This is a genomic window from Microcoleus asticus IPMA8, assembly GCF_013179805.1.
In the GTDB taxonomy this organism is placed as follows: Bacteria; Cyanobacteriota; Cyanobacteriia; order Cyanobacteriales; family Microcoleaceae; genus Microcoleus; species Microcoleus asticus.
On record NZ_SRRZ01000004.1, the window covers coordinates 67,819 to 83,745 of the forward strand.

18 protein-coding genes and 1 pseudogene are annotated in these 15,927 nt (G+C 46.9%); 14 read left to right on the forward strand and 5 right to left on the reverse strand.

What is annotated here, in order from left to right; translation table 11 throughout:
• The coding region (locus E5S67_RS01955; protein ID WP_172184958.1) for a cadherin-like domain-containing protein at positions 1-3,194 on the forward strand (3,194 nt) is incomplete at its 5' end.
• A 12-nt stretch (positions 3,195-3,206) separates the two neighbouring features.
• On the opposite strand, the gene E5S67_RS01960 is transcribed toward E5S67_RS01955, so the two are convergent.
• Complete coding sequence (locus E5S67_RS01960; RefSeq protein ID WP_172184960.1) at positions 3,207-3,416, reverse strand: hypothetical protein; 210 nt, start codon at positions 3,414-3,416, stop codon at positions 3,207-3,209.
• 311 nt (positions 3,417-3,727) lie between these two features.
• On the opposite strand from E5S67_RS01960, the gene E5S67_RS01965 reads away from it, so the two are divergent.
• The 11 genes and pseudogenes from E5S67_RS01965 (at position 3,728) to E5S67_RS02005 (ending at position 8,387) form a co-directional block, all read left to right on the forward strand.
• Positions 3,728-4,735 carry a threo-3-hydroxy-L-aspartate ammonia-lyase gene (locus tag E5S67_RS01965; RefSeq protein ID WP_172184962.1) on the forward strand — a complete coding sequence of 336 codons (1,008 nt, stop codon included), beginning with the start codon at positions 3,728-3,730 and terminating at the stop codon, positions 4,733-4,735.
• The gene (locus E5S67_RS01970) at positions 4,716-4,901 is read left to right on the forward strand and encodes a hypothetical protein (RefSeq protein WP_172184854.1); all 186 of its coding nucleotides are present in this window, start codon (positions 4,716-4,718) and stop codon (positions 4,899-4,901) included. The genes E5S67_RS01965 and E5S67_RS01970 overlap by 20 nt, the downstream gene beginning before the upstream one ends.
• A 46-nt stretch (positions 4,902-4,947) precedes the next feature.
• Positions 4,948-5,151, forward strand: coding sequence for a hypothetical protein (locus tag E5S67_RS01975; protein ID WP_172184856.1), 204 nt, complete (start codon positions 4,948-4,950; stop codon positions 5,149-5,151).
• Between the two features lie 9 nt (positions 5,152-5,160).
• A pseudogene (locus E5S67_RS34650) lies at positions 5,161-5,406 on the forward strand (hypothetical protein); the annotation flags it as partial.
• Positions 5,406-5,789, forward strand: a complete 384-nt coding sequence (locus E5S67_RS01980) for a hypothetical protein (RefSeq protein WP_172184964.1) — start codon at positions 5,406-5,408, stop codon at positions 5,787-5,789. The pseudogene E5S67_RS34650 and the gene E5S67_RS01980, both read left to right, overlap by 1 nt.
• A 146-nt stretch (positions 5,790-5,935) precedes the next feature.
• Entirely contained in the window at positions 5,936-6,217 is a 282-nt protein-coding gene (locus tag E5S67_RS01985) for a hypothetical protein (RefSeq protein WP_216670134.1), read from the forward strand.
• Positions 6,214-6,714 (forward strand): PIN domain-containing protein, encoded by a 501-nt coding sequence (locus tag E5S67_RS01990; RefSeq protein WP_172184966.1) that lies wholly within the window; start codon positions 6,214-6,216, stop codon positions 6,712-6,714. The genes E5S67_RS01985 and E5S67_RS01990 overlap by 4 nt, the downstream gene beginning before the upstream one ends.
• A 49-nt stretch (positions 6,715-6,763) precedes the next feature.
• Positions 6,764-7,222, forward strand: coding sequence for an SNF2-related protein (locus E5S67_RS33055; protein ID WP_246276585.1), 459 nt, complete (start codon positions 6,764-6,766; stop codon positions 7,220-7,222).
• 6 nt (positions 7,223-7,228) lie between these two features.
• The gene (locus tag E5S67_RS33060) at positions 7,229-7,480 is read left to right on the forward strand and encodes a DEAD/DEAH box helicase family protein (RefSeq protein WP_246276586.1); all 252 of its coding nucleotides are present in this window, start codon (positions 7,229-7,231) and stop codon (positions 7,478-7,480) included.
• Positions 7,481-7,768: 288 nt separating this feature from the next.
• Complete coding sequence (locus E5S67_RS02000; protein ID WP_006635311.1) at positions 7,769-8,074, forward strand: small RNA NsiR4-regulated ssr1528 family protein; 306 nt, start codon at positions 7,769-7,771, stop codon at positions 8,072-8,074.
• A gap of 52 nt (positions 8,075-8,126) precedes the next feature.
• Positions 8,127-8,387, forward strand: coding sequence for a hypothetical protein (locus E5S67_RS02005; RefSeq protein ID WP_246276587.1), 261 nt, complete (start codon positions 8,127-8,129; stop codon positions 8,385-8,387).
• 276 nt (positions 8,388-8,663) lie between these two features.
• Here the strand turns inward: E5S67_RS02005 and E5S67_RS02010 are convergent, their stop codons facing one another.
• Positions 8,664-9,581, reverse strand: coding sequence for an NAD(P)H-dependent glycerol-3-phosphate dehydrogenase (locus E5S67_RS02010; protein ID WP_172184970.1), 918 nt, complete (start codon positions 9,579-9,581; stop codon positions 8,664-8,666).
• A 110-nt stretch (positions 9,582-9,691) separates the two neighbouring features.
• Positions 9,692-10,120: an NUDIX domain-containing protein gene (locus E5S67_RS02015; RefSeq protein WP_172184972.1), complete on the reverse strand. Its 429-nt coding sequence runs from the start codon at positions 10,118-10,120 to the stop codon at positions 9,692-9,694.
• Positions 10,121-10,299: 179 nt separating this feature from the next.
• On the opposite strand from E5S67_RS02015, the gene E5S67_RS02020 reads away from it, so the two are divergent.
• Positions 10,300-11,220 carry an alpha/beta hydrolase gene (locus E5S67_RS02020; protein WP_172184974.1) on the forward strand — a complete coding sequence of 307 codons (921 nt, stop codon included), beginning with the start codon at positions 10,300-10,302 and terminating at the stop codon, positions 11,218-11,220.
• An 11-nt stretch (positions 11,221-11,231) separates the two neighbouring features.
• Positions 11,232-12,911: a phosphatidylglycerol lysyltransferase domain-containing protein gene (locus tag E5S67_RS02025; protein WP_172184976.1), complete on the forward strand. Its 1,680-nt coding sequence runs from the start codon at positions 11,232-11,234 to the stop codon at positions 12,909-12,911.
• Between the two features lie 187 nt (positions 12,912-13,098).
• Here the strand turns inward: E5S67_RS02025 and E5S67_RS02030 are convergent, their stop codons facing one another.
• Complete coding sequence (locus E5S67_RS02030; RefSeq protein WP_172184978.1) at positions 13,099-14,325, reverse strand: glycosyltransferase family 4 protein; 1,227 nt, start codon at positions 14,323-14,325, stop codon at positions 13,099-13,101.
• Between the two features lie 26 nt (positions 14,326-14,351).
• Positions 14,352-15,920, reverse strand: coding sequence for an MFS transporter (locus E5S67_RS02035; protein WP_172184980.1), 1,569 nt, complete (start codon positions 15,918-15,920; stop codon positions 14,352-14,354).
• Between the last annotated feature and the right edge of the window lie 7 nt (positions 15,921-15,927).

Genomic DNA, 15,927 nt, shown 5'->3' on the forward strand with positions numbered 1-15,927 from the left:
ACAGCGTTAGCGGCGGCACCGGCGACGATACCGTGATCGGCGGTGCCGGCAGCGATAACTGTGCAGGCGACGACGGCGACGACAGCGTTAGTGGCGGTGACGGCGACGATACCGTGATGGGCGGTGGGGGCACCGATACCCTCATTACTGGCGACGGCAATGACATGGCAGACGGCGGCGACGGCGACGACAGCGTTAGCGGTGGCGGCGACGGCGACGATACCCTGATGGGCGGCGACGGCAACGATACCCTGATGGGCGGTACTGGCAACCATACCTGTGTCGGCGGTGCTGGATCTGACGTTTATGGCATGAGTAACAGTACCTCTGGGGCAAGTTCAGTCATCACTGACTTCGCAGACAACGAAGACAAGTTTCTGCTGTTTGGTGATTTGAACTTTAGCAGCTTGACCTTTATACAAGTCGGTGGCAATACCGAAATTCGGGTCAATAACTTCGCGCTAACGCTATTGTTGAATGTCAACGCAACGCTGATCGATGCTGGCGACTTTTTGGGAGTTACCGGTTCAACTCCAACTCCAACTCCAACTCCAACTCCAACTCCGAACCCGATTTTTAACCCTGCGCGAGTGGAAGCTAATAAGCCCCTGACTGCTGGTTCCAGCGGCAGCGAGCAAACTATTACTTCTGAGTTGTTGAGTTTTGTCGATGCCCAGCAAGGTCCTAGCAAAATAGTCTTCAAGCTAACCGAGCTGCCCGCGACTACAACCGGCCAACTATTCTTTAAGGGAGTCGCGGTAACACAAGTCGGTTTTACCTTCTCTCAAGCAGACATTAACGCAGGCTTGTTAACTTTCAAAGCGGCATCCGGTTTTATCGGTGCCGCTAGTTTTGGTTTTGAAGTTAGCAACGGCAAAAACGTTGTCACCGGCCAGCGTTTTAGCTTGAAAATCGAGCAAAATGTCTTTAAGTTTGCTGGCACTACACAATCTCAAGTTATTGTCGGTTCGGCGACGCTGGATAACGACATAGAAGGCGGCGATGGTGACGATAACATTACAGGCGGTAAGCTCAAAGACAAAATCATCGGCGGCAAAGGCAAGGACACAATTAAAGGCGGGGATGGCGATGACGATATCGACGGCGGGGATGACGATGACGATATCGAAGTCGGTAAAGGCAAACACAAAATAAAAGGAGGCTTGGGCAAGGACAAAGTTAAAGCCGGAGATGGCGATGACGATATCGACGGCGGCGATGACGATGACGATATCGACGGCGGTAAAGGCAAAAACACACTAAAAGGAGGCTTGGGCAAGGACAAAGTTAAAGGCGGCGATGATAATGACGATATCGATGGCGGCGATGACGATGACAATATCGAAGCTGGCATCGGCGATGACACAGTAATAGGCGGTGCTGGGAATGACACCTTAACTGGAAATGATGGCGATGACGCTATCGAAGGCGGCCTAGGAATCAATACTATAAGTGGGGGTAATGGAAAGGATCGCTTTATTTACCGCACTTCCCGCCAAGAGATTCAAACAGTTGCAGAAGCTGACTTAATTATTGACTTTAATGTCGATGACGATCTTTTAGAGCTTTCTACCGCAGCTTTTGGTAATCTCACCGTTGCTAGCTTGACTCGACTGGAGATTACTGCTAGTTCTACTGTTGGGTCGATCGGCAGCGCTAATTTGCTCGACTTCACCGCGGATATCACTGTTAACAGCATCGCGTCTTTGCAAGCCCGGTTTGTAGCTTTGGGTGGCAACCTAGATGCGCCTACTTTCTGTCAGTTTACAGATGCCACTACCGGCCGTTCCGTCCTGGTATTTGCTGTTGGGGCGCGCTTTGAAATTGTCACCAGTTTCTCGGTGAACATTCGCCTACAAGTCAGTAACTTTGTCTTCACCGGCACGCCACTAAATATTCCTGTCGGTACTGCCGGCCCTGACAATGTGAATTTCGGCACTTATCCGGCTGCCGTTAATTTCGATGGTTTAGCAGGCGATGACAAGATTGTCGGCAGCAATTATAACGATACCCTCAAGGGTGGCGACGGCAACGATACCATCACCGGCGGCCTCGGTTTGGATGTCATAAGCGGCGGCAGTGGTGCGGATCTGTTTGTTTACAGGACAACTAAAGAAGGCGGCGATAAAATTTCCGACTTTACTGTTGGGGTAGACAAATTCGAGTTTAGCGCGAGCGCTTTCGGTAATTTGACGACGACTAACTTTGACGGTGTTAGCGGGGTTTCTCCGGACATTACTGGCAAAGAGTTAGTGATTTTCACAGGCGGCAGTTATGCCTCTTTGGAAGCTGCACAAGCTAAAGCGCTGGGCAATTCTACAACTGCTGGTTTCTTCGCATTTACGAATGCCTCGAACGAGACTGTGTTGTATTTTGACTCGAACGGTACGACAGCCGGTGGTTCTACCTTGATTGCTAATTTGGGTACGGCTGCGAGCAATCTGGGAACGGCGGACTTTGTATTTACAGGTACGATCGCATCTTCTCCTGCTGGTACTACTGCCAACTCAGGCAGCGTTGCCGATTTAACTGCGGCTGGGAACACTTTCCCGATCGCATTTAACAATTTCGGTTCTGGTGCTGGCGGTTACAACTTCACTACTCCTGTCTTGTTTACCGGAGATGCGGCTGCTAACAGCGTCACTGGTACTGAATTTGCTGACATCTTCAGCGGCGGTAGCGGTGCCGACATTTTCGACGGCGGTTTGGGTAACGACAGCATTTCCGGCGACGATGGCAATGACAGCCTGTTCGGCGGTGGCGGTAGCGATACTCTCAACGGCGGTATCGGGAATGACACTTTAATCGGTGGTGTGGGAACCAATGTTCTTAATGGCGGTGCTGGTTTGGATGTGTTTGTCTTCAGCGGAACTACTGCTGACGGCGGGGATTTAATTACCAATTACAGCATTGCTGATGATGTAATTAACCTCGACACCACTGGTTTTGCCGCATTTACCACCGGATCGGGACCTTTGGGTTCGAGTTTCTACGCTTACAGCAGTACAGTTTCTGTAACTGCGCTCGAAGCAACTTTAACCGGACCATCGATCATGGCTATCTACGACAGTTTGTCTGCATCTACTAAACTGTATTACGATAGCAACGGTTCTACGGTTGGCGGTAACAGTTTGTTTGCTACTGTCGATGTCGATTTAGGAATTTCCGGTAATTCTGAATTGTTCTTGTTCTAAACGGCAAGAATCCTAATCGGGATATCGGCGGTACGGATGGGGACACGGCAATGCCGTGTTCCTACAAGATACGGGTAGGGACACAGCATTGCTGTGTCCTTTTTTTGTAATTGTCAAACAATTTAGCCGCTCTTTTTTGGGTAGGGAAACGGCATTGCCGTGTCCTCTTTTGCCTTGTTGTCGATGGTTGGGGTCGATCGCGCGATCGGGCAATTTGACCATCCAATCCGGTTGATTTTACCCGTTACCCGAAATCAGGACACGGCGCCGTGCTGTTTCCAGAAAATTAATCGGGTGGTGGTTAAATTTGTATTCATTAATCCCTCTCCTGTGCAAGTACAAACCTCACTTTACTTTTTGATAGTAAAGTGTCATAACTTTGATTTTAGTCAACAGCTTTTTTGACAATTAAACGCAATATCTAATAATTATTAGCCCCAAAATATCATAAAAATTTATAATTTAATGGTAAGAGTGAAGCGGGAAATCCCCACCCTACAAATAGAGTCCTCGATAGTCCGAATCTAAAATCTATGAGTGCCGACTTCTCTACTGAAAATCCCTTGCCAGTCAGTTTCGCCGATGTGGAGGCTGCCGCAAAGCGCTTGCAGGGCAAAGCTTTCAAAACGCCGGTGCTGACTTCGGAAACTGTTAACAAACGGACGAATTCTCAGGTATTTTTCAAATGCGAGAACTTTCAGCGGACGGGTTCGTTTAAATTTCGGGGTGCTTGCAATGCTTTAATGCAGCTATCTGAAGCGGAAAAACAGCGGGGAGTGCTGACTTTTTCTTCGGGAAATCACGCGCAGGCGATCGCCCTGGCGGGACAGTTGTTGGGAATTCCTGCTACTGTCGTGATGCCTGCTGATGCGCCAAAAGTCAAGCAAGAGGCGACTCGCGGCTACGGTGCAGAAATTATTTTGTACGATCGCACTCAAGTGGCGCGGGAAGACCTCACCGCCAAAATTGGCGCAGAACGACACTTAACAATTATTCCTCCTTACGATCATCCGTGGGTGATTGCGGGACAAGGTACGGTGGCGCTGGAATTAATCGCAGAAGTTGGGGAGTTGGATTTGCTGCTGGTTTGCTGCGGCGGCGGGGGTTTGCTGTCCGGGTGTGCGATCGCGACAAAAACTTTGTCTCCGCAGTGTAAAGTAATAGGAGTAGAACCCGAGCAAGCAGACGATGCTGCGCGATCGTTCCGCACGAAAACGCTGCAAACTGTTACTAACCCCGATACGATTGCTGACGGTGCGCGCACGCCATCTTTGGGCAAATTAACCTTTCCTTTGGTGCTGCATTATGTGGACGATATGGCAACAGTTTCCGAAGACGCAATTCGCCAGACAATGTTGTTTATGTGGGAACGCATGAAGATAGTTGTGGAACCCACGGGAGTGTTAGCAGCGGCGGCTTTGTTCGATGGAGTTGTCAAAGCCCAGAATGCTCGCATTGGGGTAATTGTCAGCGGCGGAAATGTCGATTTTAATCATTTACCCAACACCAAAGAATCGTTAGATGCTGCCATTAATCTTTGATACCTGCGTGCCCAGAGATGAGATTTTATCTGGAGACTTGTCTCTAGATTTATTTGCAGCAAAATTGCGGCTGGTAGTCGAAGGAAATGTACCTAAAGTTTATCAAAATGCCAAAAGCCGGATGAAGTGGCGCTGTGCGCGATCGATTTTGAGGAAGCGACGGTGAATTCTTCTACCGACGCAGAAGTGCTAGAATTGTCGTGAATCAAGTAATGGATTATTGCAAATTGGGAACAGCAATTGCCCCATTGCAGCCCTGGCAACCGCAAATCGACCAAACCGCTACCTTTCAAACCTGCGACCAATTTGTGCGGTTGGAAGATCAAGGACAGATACGGGGATTTCAGAGCTTTTTCTTGACTATCAAACGAATTGCGAATATTGCCGAGGGGATTATGGCTATGAGTAATGAATAGGCACATTATTGGTTTGGTAAAATTGCCAAGGGCAATCGTTCAAATGCTTTAAAAGCCTTACGAATTTTATTGGAAATTGAGATTGTGAAAGTAGCTGATTTGACGTATCTACTCGTTCCAAGGCTCTGCCTGGGAACGCCTATCAGGAGGCTCAGCCTCCAATCTTTCCCAGCCACAAACGAGGCAGAGCATCGCTTACATCGGTTCCCAGGCAGAGCCTTGGAACCAGTTAATTTTATGAGGAGATTAACCTGATGAAAGTAGCTGATTTGTCAAACGAAACTTTAGCCAAGATTAAAACAGTGCGGTGGGATCGAATTATTGAGAAGCATGAAGGGCCGGAGACATGGGAGTCTGAGTTTAGATACGGCGAACCAGAATTTATCGAAATTGAGGGGCGGTGGGTGTTATTGCCCGTTGAAGCATCTCGTCACCAGAATATCACGATTTCGCGGACAATTTGGAGTGCGAATGGCAACTCGCTGACTCTGTTTCTTAAGGATACAACTTTTGACGATGATATGTTTGTATCTGGATATATGGCTGTGTGCGATCGACCAAAAGGAGAAGAGTTTTTCTTAGCAGTATTGTACCACGAATGGTTTATCATTGAAAAAGCAGAGGTATTTGAAGGTTAATCTAATAAATTTTGGATAATACCACGCGCCCTGCTTTTAACTGGTTCCAAGGCAGAGCCTAAAAATGCCTAAAGTCTCTGATTCTGGATCTGTTGTACCAGGCACAGTTGGATAACAAGTAAATTTATTGAAGAGGTGAATTGATTATGGTTGATGTAAGAAGTGCAGTAGTTGCGGCTCGCCAACATTTTAGTTCTCTGCAAGATCTGATAGGTTATCCTACCGAAGATTTAAGGCTGGAAGAAGCAGAACTTTCAGAGGATAAAAAACACTGGTTTATTACATTGGGCTTTATCCGACCAGTGGATAAAACAAGCAATCCCCTTGCTGATTTGATCGCAACTCGCAATTATGAACGAGAGTATAAAGTATTTAAAATAGATGCCACAACGGGTGAAGTGCAGTCTATGAAAATTCGCGAAGTATGAAAGATATTGTTGATGATTTATTTCCAAAATACAAACAAAAAGGAATTTTAATTGATACAAATATCCTTTTGCTATGGTTTGTTGGTACGGTTAACCGGGAGCGAATTTCAAAATTTAATCGCACCGAAAAATTTGTGCCAGAAGATTACGATATTTTGGTGAAAATCTTGTCCTACTTTAACAAAATAGTCACAACTCCAAATATCCTCACAGAGGTCAACAGTCTGGCGGGTAAGCTTGGGGAACCCGAACGTTCTAAATGTTTGTCTGTATTTGCTGAAGGAGTGAGCAGATTAAATGAATCCTATCTGGAAAGTACGGAGGCTGTTAGGACAGACAGTTTTACTAAATTTGGCTTAACGGATTGTGGAATAGCCACTCTTGCAAAAAATAAGTATCTCGTACTGACTGATGACTTGAAATTAGCTAGTTACCTTCAAAAAATTGGAATTGATACGATTAATTTCAATAATATTCGCGTCTATGGATGGAAGTAAAAGGAATGACTGTATCAAAAAACGCCCCAAACTATTCATCGAGAAAATCATGCCCGTCAATCTGCTAAACGAGCAGGTTTATTACGAACACGGCGGCAATGCATTTAAAGATTGCATTGCCGCCGTGTTCGCGCAAACCTTTACCGTTTTTTCGCGCTTCGCTGTTGCGGCCAATTTCCAGAAAAGTTTCTTAATTGCGGATGAAGTTGGATTGGGAAAAAACATCGAAACCGGGTTGATTCTGCGTTACTTACTCATCAGCCAAAAAGTCAAACCTGTGTTAATTTTAGCACCCGCCAGCATTCAGCCGCAATGGCACGAAGAATTGCGCGAAAAATTTAACTTGCACTTTTGGAGTTATAGCAAAGGTGAATTAAAAAATTCCTATGGGGAGAGTATTCAGTCAGGGGAAGAAAATATTTGGAATTGCCAAAATCTCATTTTAGCATCATCTCATTTAGTCCGTCGGAGCGATCGCCCAAAACAGCTTTTAGACGCGCAACCGTAGGATTTGGTGATTCTGGATGAAGCGCATCACGCCCGCCCCCAAAGCCCGCGAAACAGCAAGGAAACTCCGAATCGGTTGCTACAGTTAATGCAGCAATTGAAAGAAAAAAGCCGATCGCTCTTATTATTATCCGCCACGCCGATGCAGATTGACACGATCGAAGTTTTCGATTTATTGCAACTTCTGGGACTGCGAGGACATTGGTCTTATGGTAAAAATTTCTGCAATTATTTTAGCACTTGGCATCTTAACTATTAAGGTGGCATTTATCCTATGATATTTTACCCGGATATCTTTGACCAAAATGCTTCACTGCAATTGATGAGTTTTGGCAATCCGTTGTTTGAAGAAATGCTCAAGGATCTCGCCCTTGTGCCAAACAGTCCTTAATCGGACACTAACCGAAGAGTGTGGGGCGGACTAATGTTTAGCTTGTTTCACGAGTTTACGTTATTTTGAGCTGTGCTAGAGTTTGGTGCTCAACTTTGGCACTTTTAGGACTAAACTACTTTTTATGACGATCGTCCTTTTTATTTAATTTGCACAATGTCTTCAGAAACAAACTCAGCGGCTCAATCTACAACTGGTGCAGATGCGATCGATGTTGCGATCGCATCGGGAATCGACTTTGACGGTACTCCGATTCCGCAAGCAAAATTAGACCTCTACAAGCAAGTAATGGGATTAGAAGCCGGGAGACAGCGCAGTGGCGTGTCAAATACAATGCGATCGCGCATTGTCCGCATCGGTGTCAAACATCTGCCTCAAAACGAGCTCGATAAAATGCTCGTTGCTGCTGACTTCGCACCGCTGAAAGATAAAGAAGTGGCGTTTTATTACGGCGGAAAGTAAAAATTATCTACCCTTCTAGACAGATGAACAGTCATCTCTGGATCGGTCAAACTTGGAACAAATCCTAGCAGAAGGTCAGTTTATGAGCACTAACGGTAGTACAGTCATCAGCAACCTCGAGTATGATTTGTTAACAGTTTTGCACAACAAATCTGAAGCTTTGAAAGCCTACGAAACTTACATGAAAGATGCTCAAGAAACAGGTTCTCAGCCTTGTGCTGAGCTGTTTCAAAAATTGCAGCAAGCTGACATGGAGCACGCGCAGGAAATTCGGCAGCACCTTCAAGAGGTAATGCAGAAAGGCAAGATGTAAAGCTGGTGCAACTCGCTCTGCAAGTTATGAGTTATGAGTTATGAGTTAAGAGTTAAGTAGTAGCAGCTATGAGTTAAAGAGTTTTGGATTCACAATTCATCTTCAATTCCTTAAACTCTCTCTACCGAGCGCTCGAAACATCAATCTGACCGCTCGACCAATCCCGCTTTGAGCTCTTAATTTATAACTAGCAACTCGTGACCCAAGTCCTTGAAACTTCAGCTACGGGTAGGGACTTAGGCTTTGCTTAAGTCCTTACCTATCTAGTTGTGCAGGTTATAAAATCTCCGGTTTCAAAGTTCGTTCCATCAGCGATAAAACGGCTTGCTCGGCAGTAATTTCACCATTTAATAAGCGATAAACTTGACGGGAAACGGGGATTTCAATTTCGCGCCTATCCGCTAAATCAATCAACACATTAGTAGTATTGACTCCCTCAGCCGTGCTCTGCAATTCGTGCAAAATTTGCTCTAATGATTTGCCTTCAGCTAATCCGAAACCAACCCGATAATTGCGCGATAAAGGACTGTTGCAAGTAGCAAGCAAATCTCCCAAACCAGACAAACCGTAAAAAGTTTCTGCGCGAGCTCCCAAACGAACTCCCACGCGAATCATTTCCGGCAAAGCGCGAGTCAGCAAAGCAGATTTAGCATTAGTTCCTAATTGTAAACCGTCGCAAACTCCAGCGGCGATCGCAAATACATTTTTCAAAGTTCCACCTAACTCAGTTCCCAGCGGGTCTTCATTCACATAAACCCGAAAAATATCAGAACTGTAAATATTTTGCACTTGCTTGGCCGCAGCTAAATCCAAACTCGCCGCTACCGTTGCAGCCGGCAACCCCTGCTGAATTTCTTCTGAAAGATTAGGGCCAGAAAGTACCACAATTGAATTGTTAGGAAAGGCATTTTGCCAAATTTGAGACGGAGTGCGCGTACTCGCGGGGTCTAAACCTTTGGTGACAGTAACTATAATTGTATCGGGACTTAACTCTAAAGCCAAAAGTCGATCGACCGTTGCTCCAACTCCTTTCATCGAAACTGCCGAAACAACAACATCCGCACCTGTTATAACTGATTCTAGATTAAAAGAACTGCTGCGCGACCACAAATTAACTCGATCGCCTTTTTTGCCTCCCAGATTTGCCAGTGCCGAACCCCAAGCACCTCCGCCTAATATTGTCAAGCTTTGCATAGAATTTACTTTGATGAATTTAACCGCAGATTAACACAGATAAATCACAGATAAATCATCGCAATCAATCTGCGTTAATCTGCGTGCATCTGCTGTTAAAAACCCTCATCCTACAAACGCGGACGCAATCCATAATGACGGTAACGCCAATAATCTCGTAAAATGCGATCGTGATCGAAACACAATCGATCGGGAATCTGCCAAGATTCAAAAAACTGTAAATTTTTAGCATCGTCCGCGGCTTGAGGTTCGCCCGTTGCAGAAGCCAAGAATACAATACTGATTGTGTGTTGCCGGGGGTCGCGATCTGGGTCAGAATAAACGTAAAATTGTTCAATTAATTCTACATTCAAGCTCGTTTCTTCTAAAGCTTCGCGTTTTGCCGCCGTTTCTACCGATTCCCCGCAATCGACAAAACCGCCGGGAATGGCCCAGCCGTAGGGAATATTGCGGCGTTCGATGAGTACGATCGGGCGGTGCGGGCGATCGGCTAATTCGATGATAATATCAACTGTAGGAGTAGGATTGTGATAAGTCATACCATTTTAGATGAAATAATTGAAGAATTTAACATCGTTGCATTTTAACTGTGGAACGGGCCCCAGAGACCGTTGCAGTTTAGCTGCAAAATGTGCGATCGACCTCACCTACAGTTCTACAATATACTTGCATATAATGTACGGATTGCGATCGCAAACAAAAAAGAGAGATTGAAACTATGCCTAAGTGGCTGGGAAAAGTTTTAGGTATCGGTGCCGGTACAATCCTCCTCCTCGGTGCGAGTGGATACTGGTACGTTTTTATTGCCGGAGCACCTCAGTTAGACCCTCCGAAAGTAGTGGCTGATCCTGACTTAAATTTTCAAATCAAAACATATAAAAGTGCAGCTATGAATTCAGAGCGCACCTACGGCTTAATTTTGCCGCCTGGGTACGCAAAAAATCCCAAACAGCGCTATCCTGTGATTTTTTTGCTGCACGGCGGGCACGGAGACGCGCGCGCTTATCAAGACAAAGCCGCTGTTACTTCTGTGCTTCACGATTTATATAAAAGCAAAAGATTGCCGCCATCAATTGTAATTACTCCTGACGGGAACGACAAGCGGGGTACGAGCCCTTTGTGGGACCCGCAGTATTTTGACGGGCCGAACGGTAAGGTGGGAAGCGCGATCGGCTCCGAGCTAGTGGAAATCGTAAAATCGCGCTACAGAACGCTGGAAAACCCCAAATTATGGGCAATGGGAGGACAATCTTCGGGGGGTTGGGGAGCTTTTAATATCGGTTTGCGCTACTTGAATAATTTTAATATTTTGTTCAGCCACAGCGGTTATTTTACAGATCAAAGCGGCAAGGCTAACAGTCCTAAATATTTAGTGGAAAAACTTAGTGTTAAAGATAAACAGCAGTTGCGCGCTTATTTGGATGCCGGGGAAGCAGACGCAGACTTTCTGAGTTCTACTCAACAGTTTCACGAGCAATTAAACAGTTTGGGTATTGCTAACGAGTTTAACAAATTTCCGGGAGGACACGGGATTGTCGGTCCCGATGTCGGTTGGAATTATTGGCACAAGCATTTAGCCGATTCTTTGAGTTATGTTGGAAAACAGTTTAAAATATCACTGACCGCACAGAAAAAGTAGAAAGGTCAACAGTGTTACCCCAAAAAACTAGGATTGGACTCTGGACTGCATCATTTTTAACCGGATTGGTAGGAGTTATTAACCTGCTGTCTGCTGTAACTCCCAGTTTACCCGATCGCCGAAATTGGCTAGAACCATTTTTCCCTTTTCCCGTGCGTGCGGGCGGGCATTTTTTTGCAGCAGTTATCGGATTTATCCTGCTAACTCTGGCAACTAATTTGTTGCGGCGCAAGCGGATTGCTTGGTTGCTGACTGTGGGATTGTTAATCGTTTCTATTGTAATTCATTTAGTCAAGGGATTGGATGTTGAAGAAAGCTTGCTTTCTGGGGTGCTGCTGTTTCAGTTGTTGGTGATGCGGCAGACGTTTACGGCTAAATCCGATCGCCCTTCAATTGCTCAAGGAATCCGGGTTTTGCTGGGGGCTTTGCTGTTTACGCTGGCTTACGGGACGGCGGGTTTTTACATTCTGGATGGAGGTTTTCAAGTTAACGGACAAGCGGTTAATTTTGATTTAGACAGAGCTTTGTTCCAGACTTTTGCCATGTTTTTTACGGCGGATAATGCGGGGTTGGTTCCGCAAACTCGCTTTAGTAACTTTTTTGCCGATTCGATTTATGCTGTGGGTACGGTAACGCTTGGTTACGCACTTTTGATGCTGCTGCGGCCGGTGCTGCTGCGAAATTCGGCAAGTATTTCGGAACGGAATAAAGCTCAAGAAGTTGTAGCAAAATACGGGCGGACAACGCTAGCGAAACTGGCCTTGCTTCCGGATAAATCTTATTATTTTAGTTTTTCGGGAAAAAGTACGATCGCCTATGTGTCGAAAGGTAGAGGTGCGATCGCTTTGGGAGACCCCATCGGGCCCGCTGAAGACCGCAAAGAAGCAATTCTGGAGTTTCAAGAATTTTGCGATCGCAATGATTGGTATCCAGCATTTTATCAAACTTTGCCCGACGATCTAGAAATGTATTCTACTCTAGGTTTTCGAGCGGTGCAAATTGGCGAAGAAGCTATTGTCAATCTCAAAACTTTTACTCTCAAAGGCAAGAGCAATCAAAACTTGAGAACTGCTATCAACAGACTTACAAAAGCCGGTTATCAAATCGAATTTTACGAACCTCCTTTAAGTTCCGAATTGATGCGCCAAATGAAACTCGTCAGCGACGAGTGGCTGCAAATGGTTCAAGGCGCGGAAAAAAAGTTTTCGGTGGGTTGGTTTGACGAGGCATATTTGCGGGAAACTCGTGTCGCAGCCATCCACACTCCCGACGGTAGAATTAGTGCTTTTGCTAATATGATATCGGCGGGAGATGGGGTAGTTGGAGTTGATTTAATGCGGCGTCGCACAGAGGTAGAAAATGGCACGATGGAGTGTTTGTTTGCTTCGATGTTGCAGCATTGTCAAGAATTGGGATATGAAGAATTTGATTTGGGTTTGTCGGCTTTGGCGGGAGTCGGAGAAGCTGAGAAATCCGGGCGGTTGGAAAAGGTTTTGATTTATCTTTCGGAGCACTTAAGCAAGTTTTATAATTTTAAGGGATTGCACAGTTTTAAAGATAAGTTTGGGCCGCGGTGGGAACCGCGTTATTTTGTTTATCCGAGTTTGGGAAGTTTGCCGGATGTTGTGGTTGCTTTGATTCGGGCCGATTCGGGCGATCGACTTTTGGATTATTTGCGCCCGGGAGGGTAGGCAACGAGCAATGTTGACTGCTTCCCAGGATCTGGCTTGGGACCCATATCTAGAGGCTCTGCCTTGGCTGGAAAATGGAGGCAGAGCCTCCGGATATGCGTTACCAAGCTCCAGCCTGGTAACGAGTAAATATCCACGGGTAGAGACACGACTTCCTTTTCGTTACATCCGTTGCCGAACTTCCTCCCTATGCCAACCCCCGAAGCGGCACGCGCTGCTTTTGCAAAACCTCTGAGTACAGCTTTTCCAACTCAGTAATATTCTGACTGAGAGTGTATCGCTCGATCGCCCGTTGGCGTGCTTTTTGACCGAGCACCATTCCAAACTCAGGATGGTCGCAAAACAGCGGCAGCAAGGTTTGCAACTGACTCCGCACCCGCTGAGTGTTCAAAACTACCCCCGCGCCTTCCTCCAAGGCCTCGCCGTCAGCACCCGCATCGGTGGCCAAACAAGCTAAACCGCAGGCCATCGCTTCCAGCAGCGACAGCGACAGTCCCTCCACCAAAGAAGGCAAAATAAATACGTCTGCACCCCGCAGAATTTCGATCCGCCGTTCCTCCTCGGCAACAAATCCGAGCCACACAATGCCATCCTCTTCGCCGTAAGACAGTTGGAGCGAGGCGGCTAGGGGCCCGTCGCCCACGATGGCCAATACGTTGCCACGGCCAAAATTGCACTGTTTCCAGGCCTTGAGCAAAGCCTCGACATTTTTCTCCGGAGCAATGCGGCCTTGGTAAACAAAAATTCGATCGGCTTTTAATTGCGACTTCAACCCCGAAGGCCCGGGCGAATACTTCACCGCGTCTACTCCGTTGGGAATCACGGCTACCCGTTCTTCCGGCACTCCCAAGCGCACCAAAATATCCCGCTGAATGTAAGAAAATACGATCGTTGAGTCGTAGTGAGCCAAAAACGGAGCGTACAGTTGATACATCAGGTGTTGGGTTCCCGATGTCAAATTCCGCAATTTGCGATCGAACGGCGGGTGAAAAGTCGCTACCAAAGGCAACTTCAATTCTTGACAAATTTCCGGCAGCAAAAAGTCTAGAGGCGAAAGCGTCAGGGAAGCGTGAACAACATCGGGTTTCAGCCGCCGCAGAGATTTCATCAGCACTGTGCGGGACTTGAGAGTGGGAATCGTATAAATTTGCGATTTGTAGTGACAGGGTAAAGAGACTTCGTTGCAACTCGCTGGCGAAAGCGAATTGGTATATGAGGTTTGAGCAATTGCTTTTCCCCATGAACCATTTGCCATGCTCCACGCCGTATTGTTCCTGTCGAGCGGGCCCGCTTCTTGGGCAAAGTGCAGGAAACTGACCTGGTATCCCCGGTCTAACAGTGCGTTGGTGACTTCCCTGGAGTAAGTGACGTTACCGCAAAAAGGTGATTTTTTTCCTAGCCAAGCGATGTGCATTCCAGTAAATCAGAGTTTGTTATTTTTTAGATTCGATCGACTTTGCTATTACTGCTACGGAAAATATACCAGGTTAAGACACCGCCAGCCATCGCTAATCCTGCTAAACCCAAAAATACTGTCGGCAAGCCCAGAAATGTTTCGGCTACCCCAGCCAAAGCCAATGGTAAACTCAAAGCGATATTAGTCGCATTGTTTTGCAGCCCGAAGACTTTTCCCCGCATTTCTTCTGGGGTTTCTGCTTGAATTGTAGTCTGCATCGGCACTCCTACCAATGAGGCAAATAAACCCAACAGGGTAATGAACAGTACCGAGAGCCACAAATGGTGTGTAAATGCAGAAAGGCCCATCAGAGCAAGTGCCATGCCGATAGATCCGATTAAACTCAGTTGGGAGTGAGAAAATTTGTGGCCGAGATAGCCGACTGTCGTCGCCCCACCAGCCATGCCGACGCCCACCGCAGCCAGCAAAAAGCCAAATTGCGAGGCTTTCATACCCGGGAGGATTTCTGCCAGCCGCACCGCTAGAACTGCCAAGGCTGCAAAAATGGAAAATAGAATAATTAGTTGAATTAAAGCATTGCGGACTTTCGGTTGATCGTTGATGTAACGCAGGCCGTCTTGCAAATCTGCTAAGGGGTGTGGCGGTTCGTGTTCGGCATCGTTTTTTTCCCCTGTTTTCATCGACAGCAACAGCACTCCGGCGAAGGCGTAACTTCCGCCTACTACTAATTCTTTGCCGATGCCGAGTCCCCCGCCGAGGTTGGTAAATAGGGTGTCGGCTAAAGCTAGTAAGGGTTCTCCGACTGCAAAGCCAATAATCACCGAACCCATCATGGTTGTGGTGTAGAGGGAGTTTGCCGAGAGCAGGTGGCGGCGTTCCACAATTAAAGGAATCACTGACTGTTCTGCTGGGGCGAAAAATTGAGTTAGAGTCGAAACGAGGAATGTCACTAGCAGCAGCAAGCAGAATCCGAGCGGCAGTTGACCGAGTTCCCACCCGTCAGAGAGCCACAGCAGCACGGGTAATGTTAAAACGAAGGCTCCCCGCAGCAGGTTTGTGGCTACGAGCACTGCTTTTTTCGACCACCTATCGACATACACGCCTGCGGCGGCCCCGAACAGCACTGCGGGAATGGTAAAGGCGATCATGATTGCCGATACCCACCTGCTGATGGTTTGATCTGGCGCTTGAAAGCGGCTGGCCACGAGGGCGATCGTCAGTACGAGATAAACTTTATCTGCTAGTTGGGAAAAAACTTGCCCGCTCCACAGTGCTAGAAAATTTCGGTTTTTCAGAACTGGCAGAAATGCTGTTTCTTTTTCGGAAGTTTCGGCTAATGCTTCCGAACTCTCGGCTGCTGTGCCTGCTGTTGCCAGCGGGGGGATTGCTTCGGGTTCTTGGCTTTTGCCGTTGCTTGACTCTGTTTCTTTCGTTGTGGAATATTTATCCATTTCTGGGTCTTCGACGTTGCTCCGTCGATCGGCCAAGGCGGGTTCCGAGCGAAAATCGGGAAAATTTTCTCGTTCTTCCATTTTGTGGTGGGTCACAGCTAAAACAGATATTGTCAAATCAGAATCGGACAGTCGTATCATAGGATTT

Excerpts from the sequence above, each read along its gene's own strand:
- E5S67_RS02020 (WP_172184974.1), top strand. The coding sequence starts at position 10,300 with ATGCCTAAGTGGCTGGGAAAAGTTTTAGGTATCGGTGCCGGTACAATC.
- E5S67_RS02030 (WP_172184978.1), bottom strand. The coding sequence starts at position 14,325 with ATGCACATCGCTTGGCTAGGAAAAAAATCACCTTTTTGCGGTAACGTC.
- E5S67_RS01985 (WP_216670134.1), top strand. The coding sequence starts at position 5,936 with ATGGTTGATGTAAGAAGTGCAGTAGTTGCGGCTCGCCAACATTTTAGT.
- E5S67_RS01975 (WP_172184856.1), top strand. The coding sequence starts at position 4,948 with ATGGATTATTGCAAATTGGGAACAGCAATTGCCCCATTGCAGCCCTGG.
- E5S67_RS01990 (WP_172184966.1), top strand. The coding sequence starts at position 6,214 with ATGAAAGATATTGTTGATGATTTATTTCCAAAATACAAACAAAAAGGA.
- E5S67_RS01980 (WP_172184964.1), top strand. The coding sequence starts at position 5,406 with ATGAAAGTAGCTGATTTGTCAAACGAAACTTTAGCCAAGATTAAAACA.
- E5S67_RS01965 (WP_172184962.1), top strand. The coding sequence starts at position 3,728 with ATGAGTGCCGACTTCTCTACTGAAAATCCCTTGCCAGTCAGTTTCGCC.
- E5S67_RS33055 (WP_246276585.1), top strand. The coding sequence starts at position 6,764 with ATGCCCGTCAATCTGCTAAACGAGCAGGTTTATTACGAACACGGCGGC.
- E5S67_RS01970 (WP_172184854.1), top strand. The coding sequence starts at position 4,716 with ATGCTGCCATTAATCTTTGATACCTGCGTGCCCAGAGATGAGATTTTA.
- E5S67_RS01960 (WP_172184960.1), bottom strand. The coding sequence starts at position 3,416 with ATGGTCAAATTGCCCGATCGCGCGATCGACCCCAACCATCGACAACAA.
- E5S67_RS02010 (WP_172184970.1), bottom strand. The coding sequence starts at position 9,581 with ATGCAAAGCTTGACAATATTAGGCGGAGGTGCTTGGGGTTCGGCACTG.
- E5S67_RS02000 (WP_006635311.1), top strand. The coding sequence starts at position 7,769 with ATGTCTTCAGAAACAAACTCAGCGGCTCAATCTACAACTGGTGCAGAT.
- E5S67_RS02035 (WP_172184980.1), bottom strand. The coding sequence starts at position 15,920 with ATGATACGACTGTCCGATTCTGATTTGACAATATCTGTTTTAGCTGTG.
- E5S67_RS02015 (WP_172184972.1), bottom strand. The coding sequence starts at position 10,120 with ATGACTTATCACAATCCTACTCCTACAGTTGATATTATCATCGAATTA.